Source organism: Polaribacter butkevichii, assembly GCF_038024105.1.
Classification (GTDB): Bacteria; Bacteroidota; Bacteroidia; order Flavobacteriales; family Flavobacteriaceae; genus Polaribacter; species Polaribacter butkevichii.
In genome coordinates, this window is record NZ_CP150661.1 from 3,242,577 (window position 1) to 3,260,854 (window position 18,278).

The following is an 18,278-nucleotide window of genomic DNA, read 5'->3' on the forward strand; positions in this document are numbered from 1 at the left end:
ACACGATAAAAAAAAGAATACAAAAAATATTTAAGAAAGTTAAAGTGTTTAAAATCTTAATCATTTAAACAACAAAAAGGCTTTTAAATTGAGATTTAAAAGCCTTTTTTGTTTTAGATATGTTGTTGTATTTATTTTAAATACATTACTTCTTTAACAGCAGCAATTACATCTTTATAATTTGGTATCCATTTCTCTAATAATACAGGAGAATAAGGAGCAGGAGTATCTGCCGTTGTAATTCTTTTAATAGGTGCATCTAAAAAGTCAAATGCTTCTTGTTGAACTCTATATGTAATTTCTGTAGAAATACTAGCAAATGGCCAAGATTCTTCTAAAATTACTAATCTATTAGTCTTTTTTACTGATGTGATAATAGCAGCATGATCCATAGGACGTACTGTTCTTAAATCAATAATTTCAACAGAAATATTTTCTTTTGCTAACTCATCTGCAGCAGTGTATGCTTCCTTAATAATTTTTCCAAAAGAAACAATAGTTACATCTGTTCCTGCTCTTTTAATGTCTGCAACTCCAATAGGGATAATGTATTCTCCTTCTGGGATTTCCATTTTGTCTCCATACATTTGCTCAGACTCCATAAAAATTACTGGATCATCATCTCTAATAGCAGCTTTTAATAACCCTTTTGCATCATACGGGTTAGAAGGTACAATAACCTTTAAACCAGGTGTATTTGCAAACCAGTTTTCAAATGCTTGTGAGTGCGTTGCACCTAATTGACCTGCAGAACCTGTTGGTCCTCTAAAAACGATTGGGCAATTAAACTGTCCACCAGACATTTGTCTAATCTTTGCAGCATTATTTATAATTTGATCAATTCCAACTAAAGAGAAATTAAAAGTCATATACTCTACAATTGGCCTAAGACCATTCATAGCAGAACCTACTGCAACTCCTGCAAAACCAAGTTCAGCAATTGGTGTATCTATAACACGTTTAGCACCAAACTCATCTAACATACCTTTAGATGCTTTGTAAGCACCATTATATTCTGCAACTTCTTCTCCCATTAAATAAATGCTTTCATCTCTGCGCATTTCTTCACTCATGGCTTCACAAATTGCCTCTCTGAACTGAACTGTTTTCATTGAATTTAAATTATTGTTTGTTTTCGATACGCAAAAGTAAGGAATTTATGAGTAAAAAAACTGTACTTTTATCTCAAAAATAGAAGAAGTTTATATTTTGAGCAAGTTTCCTTATTTTGTTAGTAATCAAAAAATATTTTTAACTTTATATTTAGTTATAAATTCACTTTTTGTTTTAAAGTATTCAGAAAGAATAAAGTTATTACCAAGCTTTATGTTTGTACTATTTTATAATGTTATGGTACTCTCTGTTTTTATGCTATATAAGAGATTATTGTCTTTTTTAAATTCAATTAGAAATCTAAATATATTTCTTTTAGGGGGCTCTCTTATTTTCTTTTGTTTGTTACTATTCATCAATTTTAAGATCGATGGATTGAGCTTAAATTCAGATAGATGGTCTGCCTTAGAGGTTTTAATAAAAAGTATTTTAGAAGGGAAGTATCCTTATGCCGTTTTAGATCATTTAGATAATACAACCTCTAATTTACCAGGGTTATTTTTTATTGGTTTACCCTTTTATTTGCTTGGAAGCGTTGATCTATTGCAGCCGTTTACGTTTTTGTTTCTATCTCTATTTGTTATATATTCTAAAATTAAAAATGATGAAAAGGTTTTTATATTCTTACTAATTTTAATGGCACCTTCTTATTTTTGGGAAATAATAGCTAAAAGCGATTTAATGAGTAATTGTATATTATTACTTATTTTTATTTCTTTTTGGCAGAAAAAATATAAAAACGACCTTTTTAAGAATAAAAGTTTACTTGCTTTCCTTTTAGCTCTTTTTGTATTAACAAGAGGTATTGTTGTAATTCCGTTAACTATTTTTTTATTCGCAGATTTTCTAAAGATCACTTTAAAAAAGAAATTAGTGCTATCAGGTTATTTTTTGCTTTTTATAGGGTTAATTTCATTGCCCGTTTTTATAGATTTACCAAGTACAGAGTTTATAAAAGAACACAATCCCTTTAATCACCAGACAAGTTATGCACCTAAAAGTTTAATAATTGTATCCTTATTATTACCATTTCTATTTTCATTTAAAGTAAAAGTAAGTAGTGATGTTTTTTTGTATACGATCTATGTATTAGCTAGTTTAATGGTTGTTACGTTTGTTTTAAATTGCTTAGAAGAAGGGTTTTACGAAAATATTTACGGTAACTTGTTCGATATTTCATACTTGTCTATGGTGTTGCCTTTTATCGTGTTTTATTTTTTAGAAAAGTTTAAAAATCAAAACAATAGTTTCCTTGAAAATAATAAATAATTAAAAAATTTACTATGCATGCATAGTAAATTTAAAAATAAATACGTAATTTCGTCAACAAGAAAAGAATATAAAATTATAATTTATGAAAATATTAGTTTGTATTAGTCACGTTCCTGATACCACGTCTAAGATTAATTTTACAGAAAATGATACAAAGTTCGATACCAACGGAGTTCAGTTTGTAATTAATCCTTACGATGAGTTTTGCTTAACAAGAGCAATGTGGTTTAAAGAAAAACAAGGAGCAACTGTAACCATTGTAAATGTTGGTGGAGCAGAAACAGAACCAACATTACGTAAAGCTTTAGCTATTGGTGCAGATAATGCAATTCGTGTAAATGTAAACCCAACAGACGGGTTACAAGTAGCAAAAGAATTAGCTGCAGTTGTTAAAAATGGTGGATACGATTTAGTATTGGCAGGAAAAGAATCTGCAGATTATAACGGACAAATGGTTCCTGGAATGTTAGCCTCTTTAACAGATTTTAATTTTATAAATGGTTGTGTGGGCATAGAAGTAGACGGTAGAAGCGTTTCTGCAACAAGAGAAATTGATGGAGGTAATGAAACCTTATCATCAAACCTACCTTTAGTTATAGGAGGTCAAAAAGGAGTTGTAGAAGAAAAAGACTTACGCATACCAAATATGCGTGGTATTATGATGGCACGTAAAAAACCTTTACAAGTTATAGAAGGAGTAGGTGCAACAGCAGCTACAAGTGTTCAGTCTTTTGAAAAACCAGCACCAAAAGGAGCCGTAAAATTAGTAGATGCAGACAATGTAGATGAGTTAATTAGCTTATTACATAACGAAGCAAAAGTAATATAAAGAGGTGTAATTGGTGAATTGTTGAATCGTGTAATTGTTATAACGATTACCCAACAATTACACAGTTAAACAATTACACATTTACACAATTTAAAAAAATAAATATATGTCTGTTTTAGTTTTTGCCGAATCATCGGAAGGAAAATTTAAGAAAACTGCTTTTGAAGTAGTTTCATATGGAAAAAAAGTTGCAGAACAATTAGGTACTAATGTTGTTGCATTAACAATAAACGCTAACGATTCATCAGAATTATATACATACGGAGCAGAAAAAGTAGTAACAGTATCTAACGATGCTTTAAATACTTTTAATGCAAAACAATATGCCGCTATAGTTACAGAAGTAGCAAAAGCCCAAAGTGCAACGGTTGTTGTTGTAGACTCTAGTATAGATGGTTTGTATTTAGCACCACTAGTAGCTGTAGATTTAGAAGCAGGTTGTGTATCTAACGTAGTAGCTGCACCATCAAGCACAAGCCCGTTTACAGTAAAAAGAAAAACATTTTCTAACAAAACATTTTCTAACACTGTAATCTCTACAGATCATAAAGTAATCGGAGTCGCTAAAAACTCTTACGGAGTTCATGAGAATCCTGTTGCCGGATCTACAGAAGCTTTTGAACCTGCCATTGCAGCATCTGGAGTAACATCAGAAAAAGTAGAAAGAGTTACCGGTAAAGTTACCATTGCAGATGCAGACATTGTAGTTTCTGCAGGTAGAGGTTTAAAAGGACCAGAAAATTGGGGTATGATAGAAGAATTGGCAGACGTTTTAGGTGCTGCAAGTGCTTGTTCTAAACCCGTTTCAGATTTAGGATGGCGTCCACATTCAGAACACGTAGGGCAAACAGGTAAGCCTGTAGCTGCAAACCTATATATTGCCATCGGAATTTCTGGTGCAATTCAGCATTTAGCAGGTATCAATGCCTCTAAAGTAAAAGTAGTTATCAACACAGATCCAGAAGCACCTTTCTTTAAGGCGGCAGATTACGGAATTGTTGGCGATGCTTTTGAAGTTGTGCCAAAATTAATCGAAAAATTAAAAGCATTTAAAGCTTCTTAAGATCTTTTGGGCGTGCCCAAATTATTTGACAACATCATATTTAAAAAACCTATCAACTATAAAATTTGATAGGTTTTTATGTATCTATATTTATAAGATTTAAATCAAATAATTTCGTCAGGCTTTTCGCACTCGCTTTTTTATTTAGAAAAAAAATAAAAAGAGCTCAAACAGTTGCTTCAATCCTTCACGCAAGAGCAATCTTCACTTTTTAAAGAAATATCAGTTTTTAAGCTATTATTTTTATTAAATTGTGCCCTCTAAAAAGGTTGTAGAAATCAACTCTAAAATTTTACAAACCATTTTTTAGATTTACGTAAATAAATTTATGAGTTTAATACAACTAACTATAAAAGGTATTTCTTACAGTCAAACTCAAAGCGGTGCTTATGCATTGGTTTTAAGTGAAATGGAAGGAACAAGAACCTTACCTATTATTATAGGAGCTTTCGAAGCACAATCTATTGCCATTGCTTTAGAAGCAGAAATTAAGCCACCAAGACCACTTACACACGATTTGTTTAAATCATTTTCAGACCGTTTTTCTATCACGGTAAAAGAAGTAATTATTCATAAATTAGTAGACGGAGTCTTCTTTTCTAGTTTAATTTGTGAAAGAGATGGGGTAGAAGAAACAATAGATGCTAGAACTTCAGACGCAATTGCAATTGCAGTTCGTTTTCAAGCCCCAATTTATACCTATGAAAATATCCTAGAAAAAGCAGGTATTTTTCTTAAAATAGAAGAAGAATTTGGTATAGAAGATGAAACTTCAGAATCAGATGAAGTTTCATTAGAGCTAGAAGATTTGGTTGTTAAAAAAGACACCCCTTTTTCTGGAGTATCTTTAGAAGAACTACACAATCAATTAAATAATGCTGTTAGTGATGAAAATTACGAATTAGCAGCAAAAATTAGAGACGAAATTAGCAAACGCTCTTAATATTATAATAAGTATACATTATGAAAAAAATATTCATTGTCGTTTTTTGTTTGTGCTCAATTTCAATGTTTTCTCAAAATACAGAAACCGTTTCTGCTGTTACAGAAATAATACCTAGTCAAGGTTTTTCAATAGGTAGTTTGTGGAGAGGAGTTTTAGGAATGTTTGCGTTAATTACCATTGCTTTTTTATTTAGTGCCAACAAAAAAGCAATCGACTGGAAAAAAGTTGCTATTGGTTTAGCATTACAATTATTAATAGCTATAGGTGTTTTAAAAGTAGAATTTATTCAATCTATTTTCGAATTTGTTGGAGGAATTTTTATAGAAATATTAGCCTACACAAAAGCAGGTAGTGAGTTTCTATTTGCAGGTATTGTAGGAGATATGAATAAGTTTGGTTACATATTTGCTTTTCAGGTATTACCAACAATTATATTCTTTTCTGCCTTAACATCTTTATTATTCTATTTAGGTATTATTCAAAAAGTAGTAAAAGTTTTAGCTATTGTTTTATCAAAATTTTTAGGTATTTCTGGTATGGAAAGCCTTTCTGTAGCAGGTAATATCTTTTTAGGACAAACAGAAGCTCCACTTTTAATAAAAGCTTATTTAGAAAAAATGAATAAGTCAGAAATGTTACTGGTAATGATTGGTGGTATGGCCACTGTTGCAGGTGCAGTTTTGGCAGCATATATTGGTTTTTTAGGTGGTGGAGACAAAGCATTAGAGTTAGTATTTGCTAAACATTTATTAGCAGCTTCTGTAATGGCAGCTCCAGGAGCTATTGTGATTTCTAAAATATTATACCCGCAAACGGAGGAAGTAAATACAGATGTAGCTGTTTCTCAAGAAAAAATAGGGGCCAATATTTTAGATGCTATTGCAAACGGTACTACAGAGGGTTTACGTTTAGCAGTAAATGTAGGGGCTATGCTTTTAGTTTTTGTAGCTATTATTGCAATGTTAAATGGTATTTTAGGTGCAGTTGCTTCTTTTGATGGTTTTACAATAGAGTATTTAAATTTAGAATGGCGTTTTACTTCTGTTAACCAATTAATAGCAGAAAACACGCTTTATGATGGACTTTCTTTAGAGTTTATTTTAGGATATATATTTGCTCCTCTAATGTGGCTTATTGGAGTTGCTAAAGAAGATATGGCACTAATGGGGCAATTACTTGGAATTAAATTAGCTGCAAGTGAGTTTGTAGGATATATACAATTAGCCGAATTAAAAAATGTAGCAAGTGCAACGCATTTAACTTATAATAAATCTGTAATTATGGCAACTTATATGTTGTGTGGTTTTGCAAATTTTGCTTCTATAGGTATTCAAATTGGAGGTATTGGTTCTTTAGCTCCTGGGCAACGTAAAGTCTTGTCAGAATTTGGTATAAAAGCTTTAATAGGTGGTACCATTGCTTCTTTAATGTCTGCAACAATTGCAGGTATGATTATAGGATAGTGGAGAATCGCCACAGATAATCATAAAATGTTATCTTCAATCCGTTAATAACTTTTATACAATATTTAAAAAGCATCAAGAAAAATTATTGATGCTTTTTCTATTTTTACAGAAGTTTATTATTGACGCTTACACAAATAAACAATAAAACGCTTACACATTATAATGAAACAATATCACGACTTAGTACAACACGTTTTAGAAAACGGAAACGAAAAAGGAGACAGAACAGGTACAGGAACAAAAAGTGTTTTTGGCTATCAAATGCGTTTTGATTTAAGTGAGGGTTTCCCAATGGTAACAACCAAAAAATTGCACTTAAAATCTATTATTTATGAACTGTTATGGTTTATAAAAGGAGATACAAATATTAAGTATTTACAAGAAAATGGCGTAAGAATCTGGAATGATTGGGCAGATGAAAATGGAGATTTAGGTCCGGTTTATGGACATCAATGGCGTAATTGGAATAGTGATGAGGTAGATCAATTAAAGGAGGTGATTACTTCTTTAAAAAACAATCCTAACTCAAGAAGAATGTTGGTTTCTGCTTGGAATCCTTCGGTTCTTCCAGATACTTCAGTTTCATTTTCAGAAAATGTAGCCAACGGAAAAGCAGCGTTACCACCTTGTCATGCTTTTTTTCAATTTTATGTTGCAGACGGTAAATTATCTTGTCAGTTATATCAACGCAGTGCAGATATCTTTTTAGGTGTTCCTTTTAATATTGCTTCTTATGCGTTATTTACCATGATGATAGCTCAAGTTTGTGGTTATGAAGCAGGAGAGTTTATACATACTTTTGGAGATGCTCATATTTATAACAATCATAAAGAGCAATTAGAGTTGCAATTATCTAGAGATATTAGACCGCTACCAAAAATGAAAATAAATACAGCGATTAAAGATATCGAAGATTTTACTTTCGAAGATTTTGAGTTGTTAAATTACAATCCTCATCCTCATATTAAAGGAAAGGTTGCTGTTTAAATATTACCTTCAATTACATCCGTAAAATTATACCCTAAAATAAATTTAGAGATATAATACAAAGTAGGTGCTTACTAAAAAATGTAGTAAAGAAAAAACAAAAAAGAGCTTTCAATTAATTAGAAAGCTCTTTTTTTATATTCCATTTACAATATTCTTTTATAAGCTTAATACGCTATTTTCTGCATTTGCATAATCACTCCATGCAAATCCGTCTGCCTCTTCTTCGTTTAAATAAGCACCATCTATTAAATATTTAAACTCATAAGATTTTCCTGTTTCTAAATCTACAGTACCTTTGAATGAACCATTTTTCAATTTCTTTAAAGGAGCAGCGTCTTCATTCCACTCATTAAAGCTTCCTACAACTACTACTTTTTTAGCCTCTGCAGCAGGTACAGTAAAAGTTACTTTACAAACTGGTTTACTCTTTAAAAATTGTTTTTTTATTGCCATAATTCTTGTATTCAAAATTTTAAGTAAATGTAAATAAGAACCATCTTAAAACAAACAATATGGGGTAAGAATATTAAAGAATTATGAGTTTTGTAAAATGAATATATAAATTATTGATAATTCCAAATAAAAGGGAATCTAAATTGAGTTTAATTGAAAACAAGGTAGCTTTCTTTGAGCTTGATTTTCAGGTGTTTTAGGTTAAAAACGTGTTTGAAAGCCTTAAAAAATATTTTAAAATCTTGTTAAAACGTAAAAATTTCGGGGAATTACTTTAATTTTGTTAAAATAAAAAAGGACTCTATGGTTACAATAATAGCGGCAATTGCAAAGGATAATGCTTTAGGTAAAGACAATGATTTAATTTGGCATCTACCTGCAGATTTAAAAAGATTTAAAAAGGTTACTTCTGGTCATCATATATTAATGGGCAGAAATACTTTTGAGTCTATAGGAAAACCTTTACCAAATAGAACCACTATTATTATCACTAGAAATAAAAATTATTTTAAAGAGGGATGTTTAATAGCGCATAGTTTAGAGGAAGCAATAGCTTTGGTAGAAAATGATGATGCTATTTATATAATTGGTGGTGCACAAATTTATAAGGAGGCCATTAAAAAGGATTTAGTAGATCAACTAGACATAACTAAGGTTCATCATCATTTTGAAGCAGATGTTTTTTTTCCAGAAATAGATTTAAATATTTGGAAAGAAACAAATAGAGAAGATTTTAAAGCCGACGAAAAAAATAAATTTGATTATAGTTTTCTAAGTTTTCAAAAGAAAGCTATCTAATTCTACCAGATCTAAACCCGCCACCTAAATTCATTTTATATTTTTGTTGCGCAAATAAAAAGTAATTAAACAGTTTGTAATTTACTTCATAACCATAATCTATGTTTGGTTGATAATCAATGATGTTTTCATAAATGTTAGCATTAAATTGATTAGGATTTCTAGCTCTATTATTCCATGTAGTTACCCAAAACTGGTTTCTAGTTTCTAGATATTGCTGAGAATAATATCCTTCTGGCTGCGCTACAGAATTTAAGAATAAATTAAAACCAGGATCAATTATTATAACCTGGTATTCTAAACTATCATTTGCAATAATTACAGGTTTTTCTTCTTGCGAATTATTGTTTTTTAAGTTTGATGAACCACAAGCCCAAAAAAAGATTGCAAGAGAAAATAATAAAAGTATTTGTTTAAAAAGTTTCATAATATTTAAAGGTATTAAATTTATATAAGTTTTCCTTGTTTGTAAATGAATATTTATTCATTTGCTAATGCTGTTGTTCAAATTTAGTTTAGTTCACACACTTTAAAAAACTAAAATGAGGGAATGCAATCATTTATTGAGTAAACGAGTATGGTACATACAAACTTATTTTAATAAGTATTGATTATCAATTTGAATAAGCTTATTTTTCAAACTTAAAAATAAAAACATGAAACAAAGATGCTTTTGGGTAACAGACAGTGAGTTGTATAAAAAATACCACGATTGCGAGTGGGGAACACCTGTTTATGATGATGAAACCTTGTTTGAGTTTTTAATTTTAGAAACCTTTCAGGCGGGTTTAAGTTGGATAACAATTTTAAATAAAAGAGAAAACTTTAGAAAAGCTTTTGATAATTTCGATTATAAGAAAATTGCAACTTATTCCGAAAGTAAATACGAGTCTTTATTACTAGATGCTGGTATTATCCGTAATAAGCTTAAAATAAGAAGTGCCATTACCAATGCCAAATTATTTATGGAGATTCAAAAAGAATTTGGTTCATTTTCTAAGTTTATTTGGGGGTATGTAAATGAAAAACCGATTCTTAATAAGTTTAAAAAAAGAGCAGACGTACCTGCTACAACAGACTTATCCGATAAGATTTCTAAAGATTTAAAAAAGAGAGGATTTAAGTTTGTGGGTTCCACGGTAGTATATGCATATATGCAAGCAGTTGGTATGGTAAATGATCATACTACAGATTGTTTTAGGTATCCGAAATAAAGGAAATAATTAGTGTTAGTACTGTAAAATATCTGCAAAATTCACACTTAAAATTTGTACATTTATACTTCAATTACAAATTAAATATAATGAATATAAAACAGATAATTTATGCTTTTTCGGCAGCTGTACTACTAGTTTCTTGTACGGCAGAATCGAAAAAAGAAACAAAAGATGAAACCGTAAAAGTAGCGGGTGAATTTAATTATTTTGTAGAGCAATTTGCAGATATTAAAGTATTACGTTACAAAATACCCGGTTTCGAAGAACTTACCTTAAAAGAAAAAGAACTTGTGTATTATTTAACACAAGCAGGTTTGTCTGGTAGAGATATAATGTGGGATCAAAACTATCGCTACAATTTAAGTATTAGAAAGGCTTTAGAAAGTATCAACAAAAACTATAAGGGCGATAGAGAAAGTAAAGATTTTAAATTGTTTAAAACCTATTTAAAAAGAGTTTGGTTTTCTAACGGAATTCATCATCATTATTCTAATGATAAAATTAAACCAGAGTTTACAGAAGCCTATTTTACAAACGATTTATTAAAAAACTCAAATACAGAATTGTCATCAGAAATTGTTGCTATTTTATTTAATGATGTTGATGATAAAAAGGTGACTAAAAAAGCAGGAATTGATAATATTTTATCTTCTGCAATTAACTTTTATCAATCTGATATTACAGATAAAGAAGTAGCAGATTTTTATAAAACAGCATACAAAGGGCCAAAAGATCAGCCAATTGAAGCAGGTTTAAATTCTAAATTAGTTCGTGAAAACGGAAAATTAGTAGAAAAAGTATGGAAATCTGGCGGAATGTATGGTACTGCCATTGACCATGTTATTGGTTGGTTAGAAAAAGCAAAAGCTGTAGCAGAAAACAACAAGCAAGCAAATGCTTTAGGTTTGTTAATTGAGTATTATAAAACGGGTAGTTTAGATGTTTGGGATCAATATTGTATTGCTTGGGCAACATCAACAGAAGGAAATATCGATTGGATTAATGGTTTTATAGAAGTGTATAACGATCCAAAAGGATATAGAGGTTCTTATGAAACGGTGGTTCAAATAAAAGATTTTGACATGTCTCGTAAAATGAAAGTTTTGTCTGAAAACGCACAATGGTTTGAAGATAATGCGCCTTTAGATCCAACGCATAAAAAAGAAAATGTGGTTGGAGTTTCTTACAAAACAGTAAATGTAGCAGGAGAAGCAGGTGATGCATCACCTAGTACACCAATTGGAGTAAATTTACCTAATAATAATTGGATTCGTCAACAACATGGTTCTAAGTCCGTTTCTTTAGGAAACATTATTGGAGCTTATAATAATGCAGGCGGAACAGGACGTTTAAAAGAATTTGCAAATGATGAAGAAGAAATTAAGTTAGAAGAAAAGTACGGACAAATTGCAGATAAATTACATACTGCTTTGCATGAAGTTGTTGGTCATGCTTCTGGTAAAATAAACGAAGGCATTGGTCAACCTAAAGAAACGCTTCAAAATTATGCTTCTACTATGGAGGAAGGACGTGCAGATTTAGTTGGTTTGTATTATTTAATGGATCCTAAAATTGAAGAATTAGGTTTAACGGATAATTGGAAAGAAACAGGAATGGCTGCTTACGATGGTTATATTAGAAACGGATTAATGACACAATTGGTTAGAATTGATTTAGGAAATGATATTGAAGAAGACCACATGGTTAACAGACAATGGGTTTCTGCTTGGGCATTTGAGCAAGGTAAAAAAGACAATGTAATAGAGAAGATTGTAAGGGATGGTAAAACATATTTTAATATAAATGATTATAGTAAATTAAGAGAAATTTTTGGAAGACTTTTAAAAGAAGCACAACGTATAAAATCTGAAGGAGATTTTGAAGCAGCCAAAAATTTAGTAGAGGGGTATGGTGTAAAAGTAGATCAGCAAATACATAAAGAGGTTATTGAAAGAAATAAACAATTTACATCTGCACCTTATAGTGGTTTTGTAAACCCTGTTTTAGTGCCTGCATTAGATGAAAATGAAAACATTATAGATGTTAAGGTAACGCAACCTAAAAGTTTTGAAGAGCAAATGTTATTTTACTCTAAAAATTATAACTTTTTAGGAACAGAAAATTAATTTTTAAAATATTCTTTCTATAAAAATAAAAAACCGATTCTAATAAGAGTCGGTTTTTTTATGTTTAAGATATTGGTTTGTAAAATTGTATTTTAAAAATAACAACGATTATGGTATAACCAATGTGAGTTTCTTTTTAGGTCGAAATCAAAGGTTAGTATAATTTCATGAGAACTTAAATTACTACCGTAATTAGCCAACTTATAATCATAAGAATAACCAACTCTATATTTTTTATTGAAGATAATAGCAAATAATGCGCTTACAGAGTTTTCATAACGATAAGATACGCCTGCTTCAAACTTATCTTTATAAATTAAATTAGAATTGATGTCTATAGAAACAGGTAAACTAGGGGAGTATTTTATAATTGTTGATGGTTTAAATTTATAATCTTGAGATAAATCGAAAATCATTCCTGTTGCTAAAAAGTAATTATGATTATTTATACCGTAATTATTATCAACATTATCTACTGTTTTAAATTGAGTTGATTTTAATAAGTTAGGTATTGATAATCCTATAAAAAAGGTATCATCATAATACAATCCTCCAAAACCTATGTTTGGAAATCTACCTTTGGTAGAGGCATAAGATTCGTTATCTGGTGTTATTGCATTTGCTAAGTTATTATTAAAAAAGGTTAAACCTCCTTTTAATCCAAAAGACAAGCGTCCGTATCTAGAAGTAGGAATGGTGTAAGAAGCATCTATATTTATGTTGGTGCTATTTGTTAAGCCTAATTTGTCGTTTATAACTGTTGCTCCAAAACCAAAACCATTTATAGATCTAGCATTTATAGAAAAAGTTTGAGTTTCTGGCGCTCCTTCATAACCTACCCATTGTTGACGAGATAGAAAAGAGATGTTTAAATCTGATCTAGAACCAACAAAAGCAGGGTTTAAAATCTGCATATTGTACATATATTGTGTGTAATGCGGAGCTTGCTGAGCGTATGTAATTGCGTTAAATAAAATAACAAATAGCACAACAATAAAGTGCTGCCTATATAGGTATTCAATTTTTAAATTACTTAGGGGGTTTTTGTATATCATCTTATTAATTGAATAAAACTTCTTTTTGGGTTTGTAATACCATCATTAAAATTTATAGTGTAATAGTACACTCCTTCGGTAACCGGTGTTCCATTATTTGTGCCATCCCACCATTGTGGGTTTGTATTACCATTATTATTGTAACTATATACTTCACTTCCCCAACGATCCATTATAGTAATTTTAAAATAAGGAAACTTAGACATTCCGTCTATCTCAAAAACATCACTTTTTCCGTCGCCATTTGGCGAAAATAGGTTAGGAACATCGTTGTCTTGTATGGTTCCAATACCATATAATACAGGTGTAACGTTAGAAATATCTGTAGATGTTATTGTGGCTTGTAATAGCATTGTTTCTGTATCTTCATTTAAAATATCATCTATGGTTAGTATGGGTTGTGTTATAGATGTTGTGTATGCAGGTATTGAGGAAGTGGTTGTTAAGTTTTTAAAATCTTGCAAATCACTAGCAGTTTCGTTAACCGATTTTAATTTAAAATTAATAGGCAGCGAGTTTTGCATTGGTTCTTCTGAATTAGGGTTTACAAGCGAAATTGTAAAAACTAGTGTGGTGCCTTCTATAACCGTTACGTCGTTTATAACTACTTTAGGTTCTGGGTTAATATCTATGATGATTCCTGTTTTTGTTAAATCTTGTGCACCTACATTTGTTGATGCTGCTACGCCTAAAACATTTAAAAACTCATTAGGTTCATTTAAATCATCAATTTTGGTTGGAATGTTAAATGAGGTTTCTGTATTTGGATTACTAGGATTTGTAGTTTCTTCTATAGTTAAGGTTGTATAAAAAGAATTGTAATCATCAGGGCTTATTGCCGATCCATTTGTGGTGTTAATGTCTATGTAAATTGGTCTTGATGATGGATTGCTGATTGTAACGGTGTGTTCTAAATCTTCTCCTTCATTACTTATTGCGTTGTTCATTGTAATTGAAGGAACCTCATCATCATCTAAAATAGTAGCAAACCCACTTATTTCTGTGTTAATGGTGTTGTTAGAGGTTATTTTTCCGTTTAAAGTAAATAACTCATCTAATTCATTAATAAGATCGTTAAAAGTAGCAACTGTAAAATTACCTACCTCTGTAAAAGGAGGTATTGTTAAAGTAGCAGAAGTTGTTTTATTATAATCAAAAGGGGCTATTGCTATATTATACTTGTCTGTGGTAGCTGTACCATCTTCTGTGGTAAAACTAATTTGAATTGGCGTTGCGCTTTGAATTTGTTTAGTAGGCTCATTTTTTTTAACTAACGAAATGGTAAAAATTGCATCTTCACTTTCATTGACTGTAACATTATCAATACGTACAACAATGGCTATAATTTCTCTCCAATCTCTGTCTATATCATGGGCATCACCATCAGGAGTGTCTACATTTGGAAAATCTGTAGGCACTTGACCATTTGTTGGGTTTAAAATGGTGTTGTTTGTGTCAAAAGCATTATCTAAACCGTCATTATCGCTGTCTAAATTTAAAGGTATTGTTTCTGCAATTCCATCATTGTTAAAATCCCAACCTTCAATGGCATCATTACGGATGTCGTTATCAGAATTGATATCAACATAATCTGGTGTAGCATCCCGATCTGTATCTGTTGGTGTAATTCCGTTTGGATAGGCTGTGTCTATACCTAAATCGGTTATAATTCCGTTTGGTGCTTTGTAGTTGGTTGTTGTTTGTCCCTCTATATTATCAACAATTCCGTCTCCATCAGCATCAATATCTATAAAATTAGGAGTGTTGCTTCTGTCTGTATTCGGAATTGTATAATTCGTTGAAGTTGTAAGAGAATCGTTATTTTCAACAGTGTTGTCAAGTCCGTTTGTACCAACACTTTTATTTGTTCTACCAGTACGATTGGTGTCTGAGGCTTTATTACCTGCCTCTACAATATCTAAAATACCATCATTATCACTATCTAAATCAAAATGATTTGGGACACCATCATTATCAAAATCAAAAAGATCTACAATACCATCATTATTGGCATCAACACCATAATCGGTATCTCTGTAGTTGGGTGTTAAATCGCCATCATGATCATCTAAAGGATTTAATCCGTTATATTCATCAATATCTCGTATGGTATCATTATCATCGTCAATATCGGTAACATTTGTAATTCCGTCATTATCAGTATCTGTAGATGCGTTTATACCAACAGAACCAGAAGAACTTATTACTCTGTTTAAAGGATCTGTTGCAGAAAATACCGAAGTATTGGTGCCTAAACAATCTTCATTTAAAATTACAGAAAACTGAACTGTAATTGATTCTCCTTTCATTAATATACCCGATGTTCCATTAAAAAATTCAATATCAGAAGTACCGTTATACTCAGGATTTAATGTTGGGTTTGTTGTTGCGGTAGAACTTTCTATAAAAGGAGTGCTCACAGAAACAATGTTTCCAGAACAAATATTCTTTAAGTTGTCTTGTAATTGTAGATTTTCTAATTGTACAATATTACTAGTATTTTTTATGGTAAGTTGAAACGTAATTTCTTGGTGTTCTAAAATTCCATTAGGAATTTTCTCTACCTTAGAAATTGTTTTTTGGTTGCTTGTTAAAGAACTAAATAAAAAGACCATACTAGATGAAGAACAGCTACATTGTAATGAAGAAGATACTGGGTCTACAGGAGAACTAGTAGGATAATACCTGTCTAAATGTTTACCTAAACTATCTGACCAATTTACAAAAGAGTAGTTTTTATTATTTGATGAAGTTGTTTCATCAAATCCATCCAAGCCACCTTGTGTTTGAGAAAGTTCTAATTGCTTAAAATGATTAATTTGCGAAGAAGAAAAAGGAGCTGTTAGATAAAAGATTTCTAAAATGATAGTTTCTCCTGCTGCAAGAGAATTATTAGGCATTAATAATTGTGTATTTGTGTTTCCGTTATAAGCGTTGTTAACGGTAACAGGAGGTCCTGCAATTTGTGTAACTTTAAGTTCATTAAAAACAATTCTTTTATCTAAGAAATTTCCTAACCCCATGTTGTAATTAATATTTTGGGCAGTAGCAGTTCCTTCATTTGTTAAAATAACTCTGTTGGTGTAATCGAAAGTTCCGTCTGGATTTACAGTTGGTTTTGGTACAGGTATATATAACCCACCTGCTAAAATAGCCTCTGTAGTATGAAAATCTTTAAGTAAAAGATCTGTAGAATGGCTTCCTATTGTTGATGTAACTTCTAATACATGGTTAAAATTTATGCCAGAACCAGAAGGAGTAGGGGTTGGTCTACCATTACAAAAAGGGTTTACAATAACACAAAACTCAATATTAATAGATTGTCTTGGGTATAGTGTAAAATTATTTATGGCATTTTGATTAAAAATAGAATTTGATGTAGCGTTTAAAAAATCATCATTGATGGCATCATTATTAAACTCTAAAGGATACGGGCTGCCAACGTAGTCTTTAACAGCAGTAGTATTAATTGAAACACCTTCTATTTGAGTAACACATCCATTTCCATAAATAGCGTTTAAATCATTTGTTAAATCTATTTTTTTAATAAGGTTTGTAGCGTGGTAATCTCTTGCGGTACTTGTGTTTGTTAAGGTTGTATAGTATTTAATTTTATACATTCCGTCTACAGTATATCCTTGGTTACAACTAGATAAAGACTTAATTTCTATTAGATTTGTAATGTGTTCTACAGTTAAAAACAAATTAGCAGCAGCGGTAAAAGTTCCATCAGAAATTATATATTTAATTACAGGAACATTACCTGTATAATCTTTAGCAGGAATAAAAGTATAACTACCATCTGCTTTAAAAGTAATACTTCCTTCTAAAAAGGTAGCCGTTTGCCCAATGTTGTACGTTTTTTCGTTTACAATAAATTGGATAACAGATAAGGCGTTGTTATCTTGGTCTTTATCATTAATTAAAACACCTGGTGCATCTACTTTTAGAGTGGTGTTTATCTCTGCGGTATCATAATTATCTTTCGCCTCTGGCGGATATAAATTAATAATTTTAATATTTAAATTAGCAGAATCTGTAAAAGTTCCGTCTGTTACTGTATAGTTAATTGTACGAATTTTATTATTATAATCAGTAGCAGGAGTAAAGAAAAAACTACCATCAGCATTTATAGAAATAGAACCTTCAGAAAAAACTGCTTTTTCGCCAACTGTGTAGCTTACTGTATCTATTTTAAAGGCTGTAATTGATAACGTATTTTCATCTTTATCTGCGTCGTTGTCTAGTAAACCTGGAGCATAAATATTTAGATCTGCGTTTGTTTCTGTTGTATAAATATCATTTTTTGCTTCTGGCGAATTTACATTAGTAATGCTAAGAGTTAAATCGGTAGAGTCTGTATATGTTCCATCAGAAATAGTATAGTTAACAATAAGAGTAATGTCATTATAATCTACAGCAGGAGAATAGTTAAAACCACCATTGGCTTTTATAGAAATAGTTCCTTCAGGTAAATTAGCAGTGTCTCCAGGAGAGTACGTTTTACCGTTTGCAGAAAAGGCCGTAACCTTTAGCAGATCTCCATCGAGATCTTTGTCATTAGCTAATACACCAAGAGAATCAATTTTTAGTGCCGTGTTTGTTTTGGTTTCGTAACTATCTGGTTCTGCGCTTGGTGCTGTTTGAGCCGCTATAACTTGATAGAATAGTAGAAAGAATATAAGTAGCTTATATTTATTTTTTTTAGGGGTTATCATTTTTTTAGGGGATAAATGATTTTAATAAGAAAATATGAAAAGGCGTAATTATTTTTTAAATATAACCGGGTAAACTAGAAGTTTGCAAAATAAAATAGTTAGAGCTCTGCCACGAAATTTGAGTAAACTGAAAATTATTTACAACCAAACTTGAGTTGCTGGCAAGCAAGTCTAAGTAAATATTTTTGTGTGTAGTGTTGTTTTGGGTAATAGAATTACCTTTTTGTGTTTC

14 protein-coding genes are annotated in these 18,278 nt (G+C 30.9%); 9 read left to right on the forward strand and 5 right to left on the reverse strand.

The genetic code is table 11. From position 1 onward, the window contains the following. Nucleotides 1–131: 131 nt before the first annotated feature. Complete coding sequence (locus tag WG951_RS13540) at nt 132–1,112, reverse strand: pyruvate dehydrogenase complex E1 component subunit beta (RefSeq protein WP_105047487.1); 981 nt, start codon at nt 1,110–1,112, stop codon at nt 132–134. Nucleotides 1,113–1,488: 376 nt separating this feature from the next. On the opposite strand from WG951_RS13540, the gene WG951_RS13545 reads away from it, so the two are divergent. The 6 genes from WG951_RS13545 (at nt 1,489) to WG951_RS13570 (ending at nt 7,676) form a co-directional block, all read left to right on the forward strand. Then, nucleotides 1,489–2,382, forward strand: a complete 894-nt coding sequence (locus WG951_RS13545; protein ID WP_105047488.1) for a hypothetical protein — start codon at nt 1,489–1,491, stop codon at nt 2,380–2,382. Nucleotides 2,383–2,467: 85 nt separating this feature from the next. Beyond that, nucleotides 2,468–3,214 (forward strand): electron transfer flavoprotein subunit beta/FixA family protein, encoded by a 747-nt coding sequence (locus tag WG951_RS13550; RefSeq protein ID WP_105047489.1) that lies wholly within the window; start codon nt 2,468–2,470, stop codon nt 3,212–3,214. 106 nt (nt 3,215–3,320) lie between these two features. Further along, on the forward strand, nt 3,321–4,277 hold the full coding sequence (locus WG951_RS13555; protein ID WP_105047490.1) for an electron transfer flavoprotein subunit alpha/FixB family protein: 957 nt from the start codon (nt 3,321–3,323) through the stop codon (nt 4,275–4,277). Nucleotides 4,278–4,605: 328 nt separating this feature from the next. Next, a complete protein-coding gene (locus WG951_RS13560) occupies nt 4,606–5,220 on the forward strand; it encodes a bifunctional nuclease family protein (RefSeq protein WP_105047491.1) in 615 nt (204 codons plus the stop codon). 20 nt (nt 5,221–5,240) lie between these two features. Further along, complete coding sequence (locus WG951_RS13565) at nt 5,241–6,686, forward strand: NupC/NupG family nucleoside CNT transporter (RefSeq protein ID WP_105047492.1); 1,446 nt, start codon at nt 5,241–5,243, stop codon at nt 6,684–6,686. 165 nt (nt 6,687–6,851) lie between these two features. Further along, a complete protein-coding gene (locus tag WG951_RS13570; protein ID WP_105047493.1) occupies nt 6,852–7,676 on the forward strand; it encodes a thymidylate synthase in 825 nt (274 codons plus the stop codon). A 159-nt stretch (nt 7,677–7,835) separates the two neighbouring features. On the opposite strand, the gene WG951_RS13575 is transcribed toward WG951_RS13570, so the two are convergent. Continuing rightward, a complete protein-coding gene (locus WG951_RS13575) occupies nt 7,836–8,132 on the reverse strand; it encodes an isoamylase early set domain-containing protein (protein ID WP_105047494.1) in 297 nt (98 codons plus the stop codon). A 303-nt stretch (nt 8,133–8,435) separates the two neighbouring features. Here WG951_RS13575 and WG951_RS13580 point away from each other — a divergent pair, with 303 nt between their 5' ends. After that, a complete protein-coding gene (locus WG951_RS13580; protein WP_105047495.1) occupies nt 8,436–8,930 on the forward strand; it encodes a dihydrofolate reductase in 495 nt (164 codons plus the stop codon). Here WG951_RS13580 and WG951_RS13585 read toward each other — a convergent pair. Then, complete coding sequence (locus WG951_RS13585) at nt 8,923–9,357, reverse strand: DUF6146 family protein (RefSeq protein ID WP_105047496.1); 435 nt, start codon at nt 9,355–9,357, stop codon at nt 8,923–8,925. The genes WG951_RS13580 and WG951_RS13585 overlap by 8 nt on opposite strands. A gap of 229 nt (nt 9,358–9,586) precedes the next feature. On the opposite strand from WG951_RS13585, the gene WG951_RS13590 reads away from it, so the two are divergent. Beyond that, nucleotides 9,587–10,144 (forward strand): DNA-3-methyladenine glycosylase I, encoded by a 558-nt coding sequence (locus WG951_RS13590; protein WP_105047497.1) that lies wholly within the window; start codon nt 9,587–9,589, stop codon nt 10,142–10,144. Between the two features lie 89 nt (nt 10,145–10,233). Further along, nucleotides 10,234–12,273 (forward strand): dipeptidyl-peptidase 3 family protein, encoded by a 2,040-nt coding sequence (locus WG951_RS13595; protein ID WP_105047498.1) that lies wholly within the window; start codon nt 10,234–10,236, stop codon nt 12,271–12,273. A gap of 92 nt (nt 12,274–12,365) precedes the next feature. Here the strand turns inward: WG951_RS13595 and WG951_RS13600 are convergent, their stop codons facing one another. Then, on the reverse strand, nt 12,366–13,328 hold the full coding sequence (locus WG951_RS13600) for a PorP/SprF family type IX secretion system membrane protein (protein ID WP_105047499.1): 963 nt from the start codon (nt 13,326–13,328) through the stop codon (nt 12,366–12,368). After that, a complete protein-coding gene (locus WG951_RS13605; RefSeq protein WP_105047500.1) occupies nt 13,325–18,046 on the reverse strand; it encodes a cadherin-like domain-containing protein in 4,722 nt (1,573 codons plus the stop codon). The genes WG951_RS13600 and WG951_RS13605 overlap by 4 nt, the downstream gene beginning before the upstream one ends. Nucleotides 18,047–18,278: the final 232 nt, after the last annotated feature.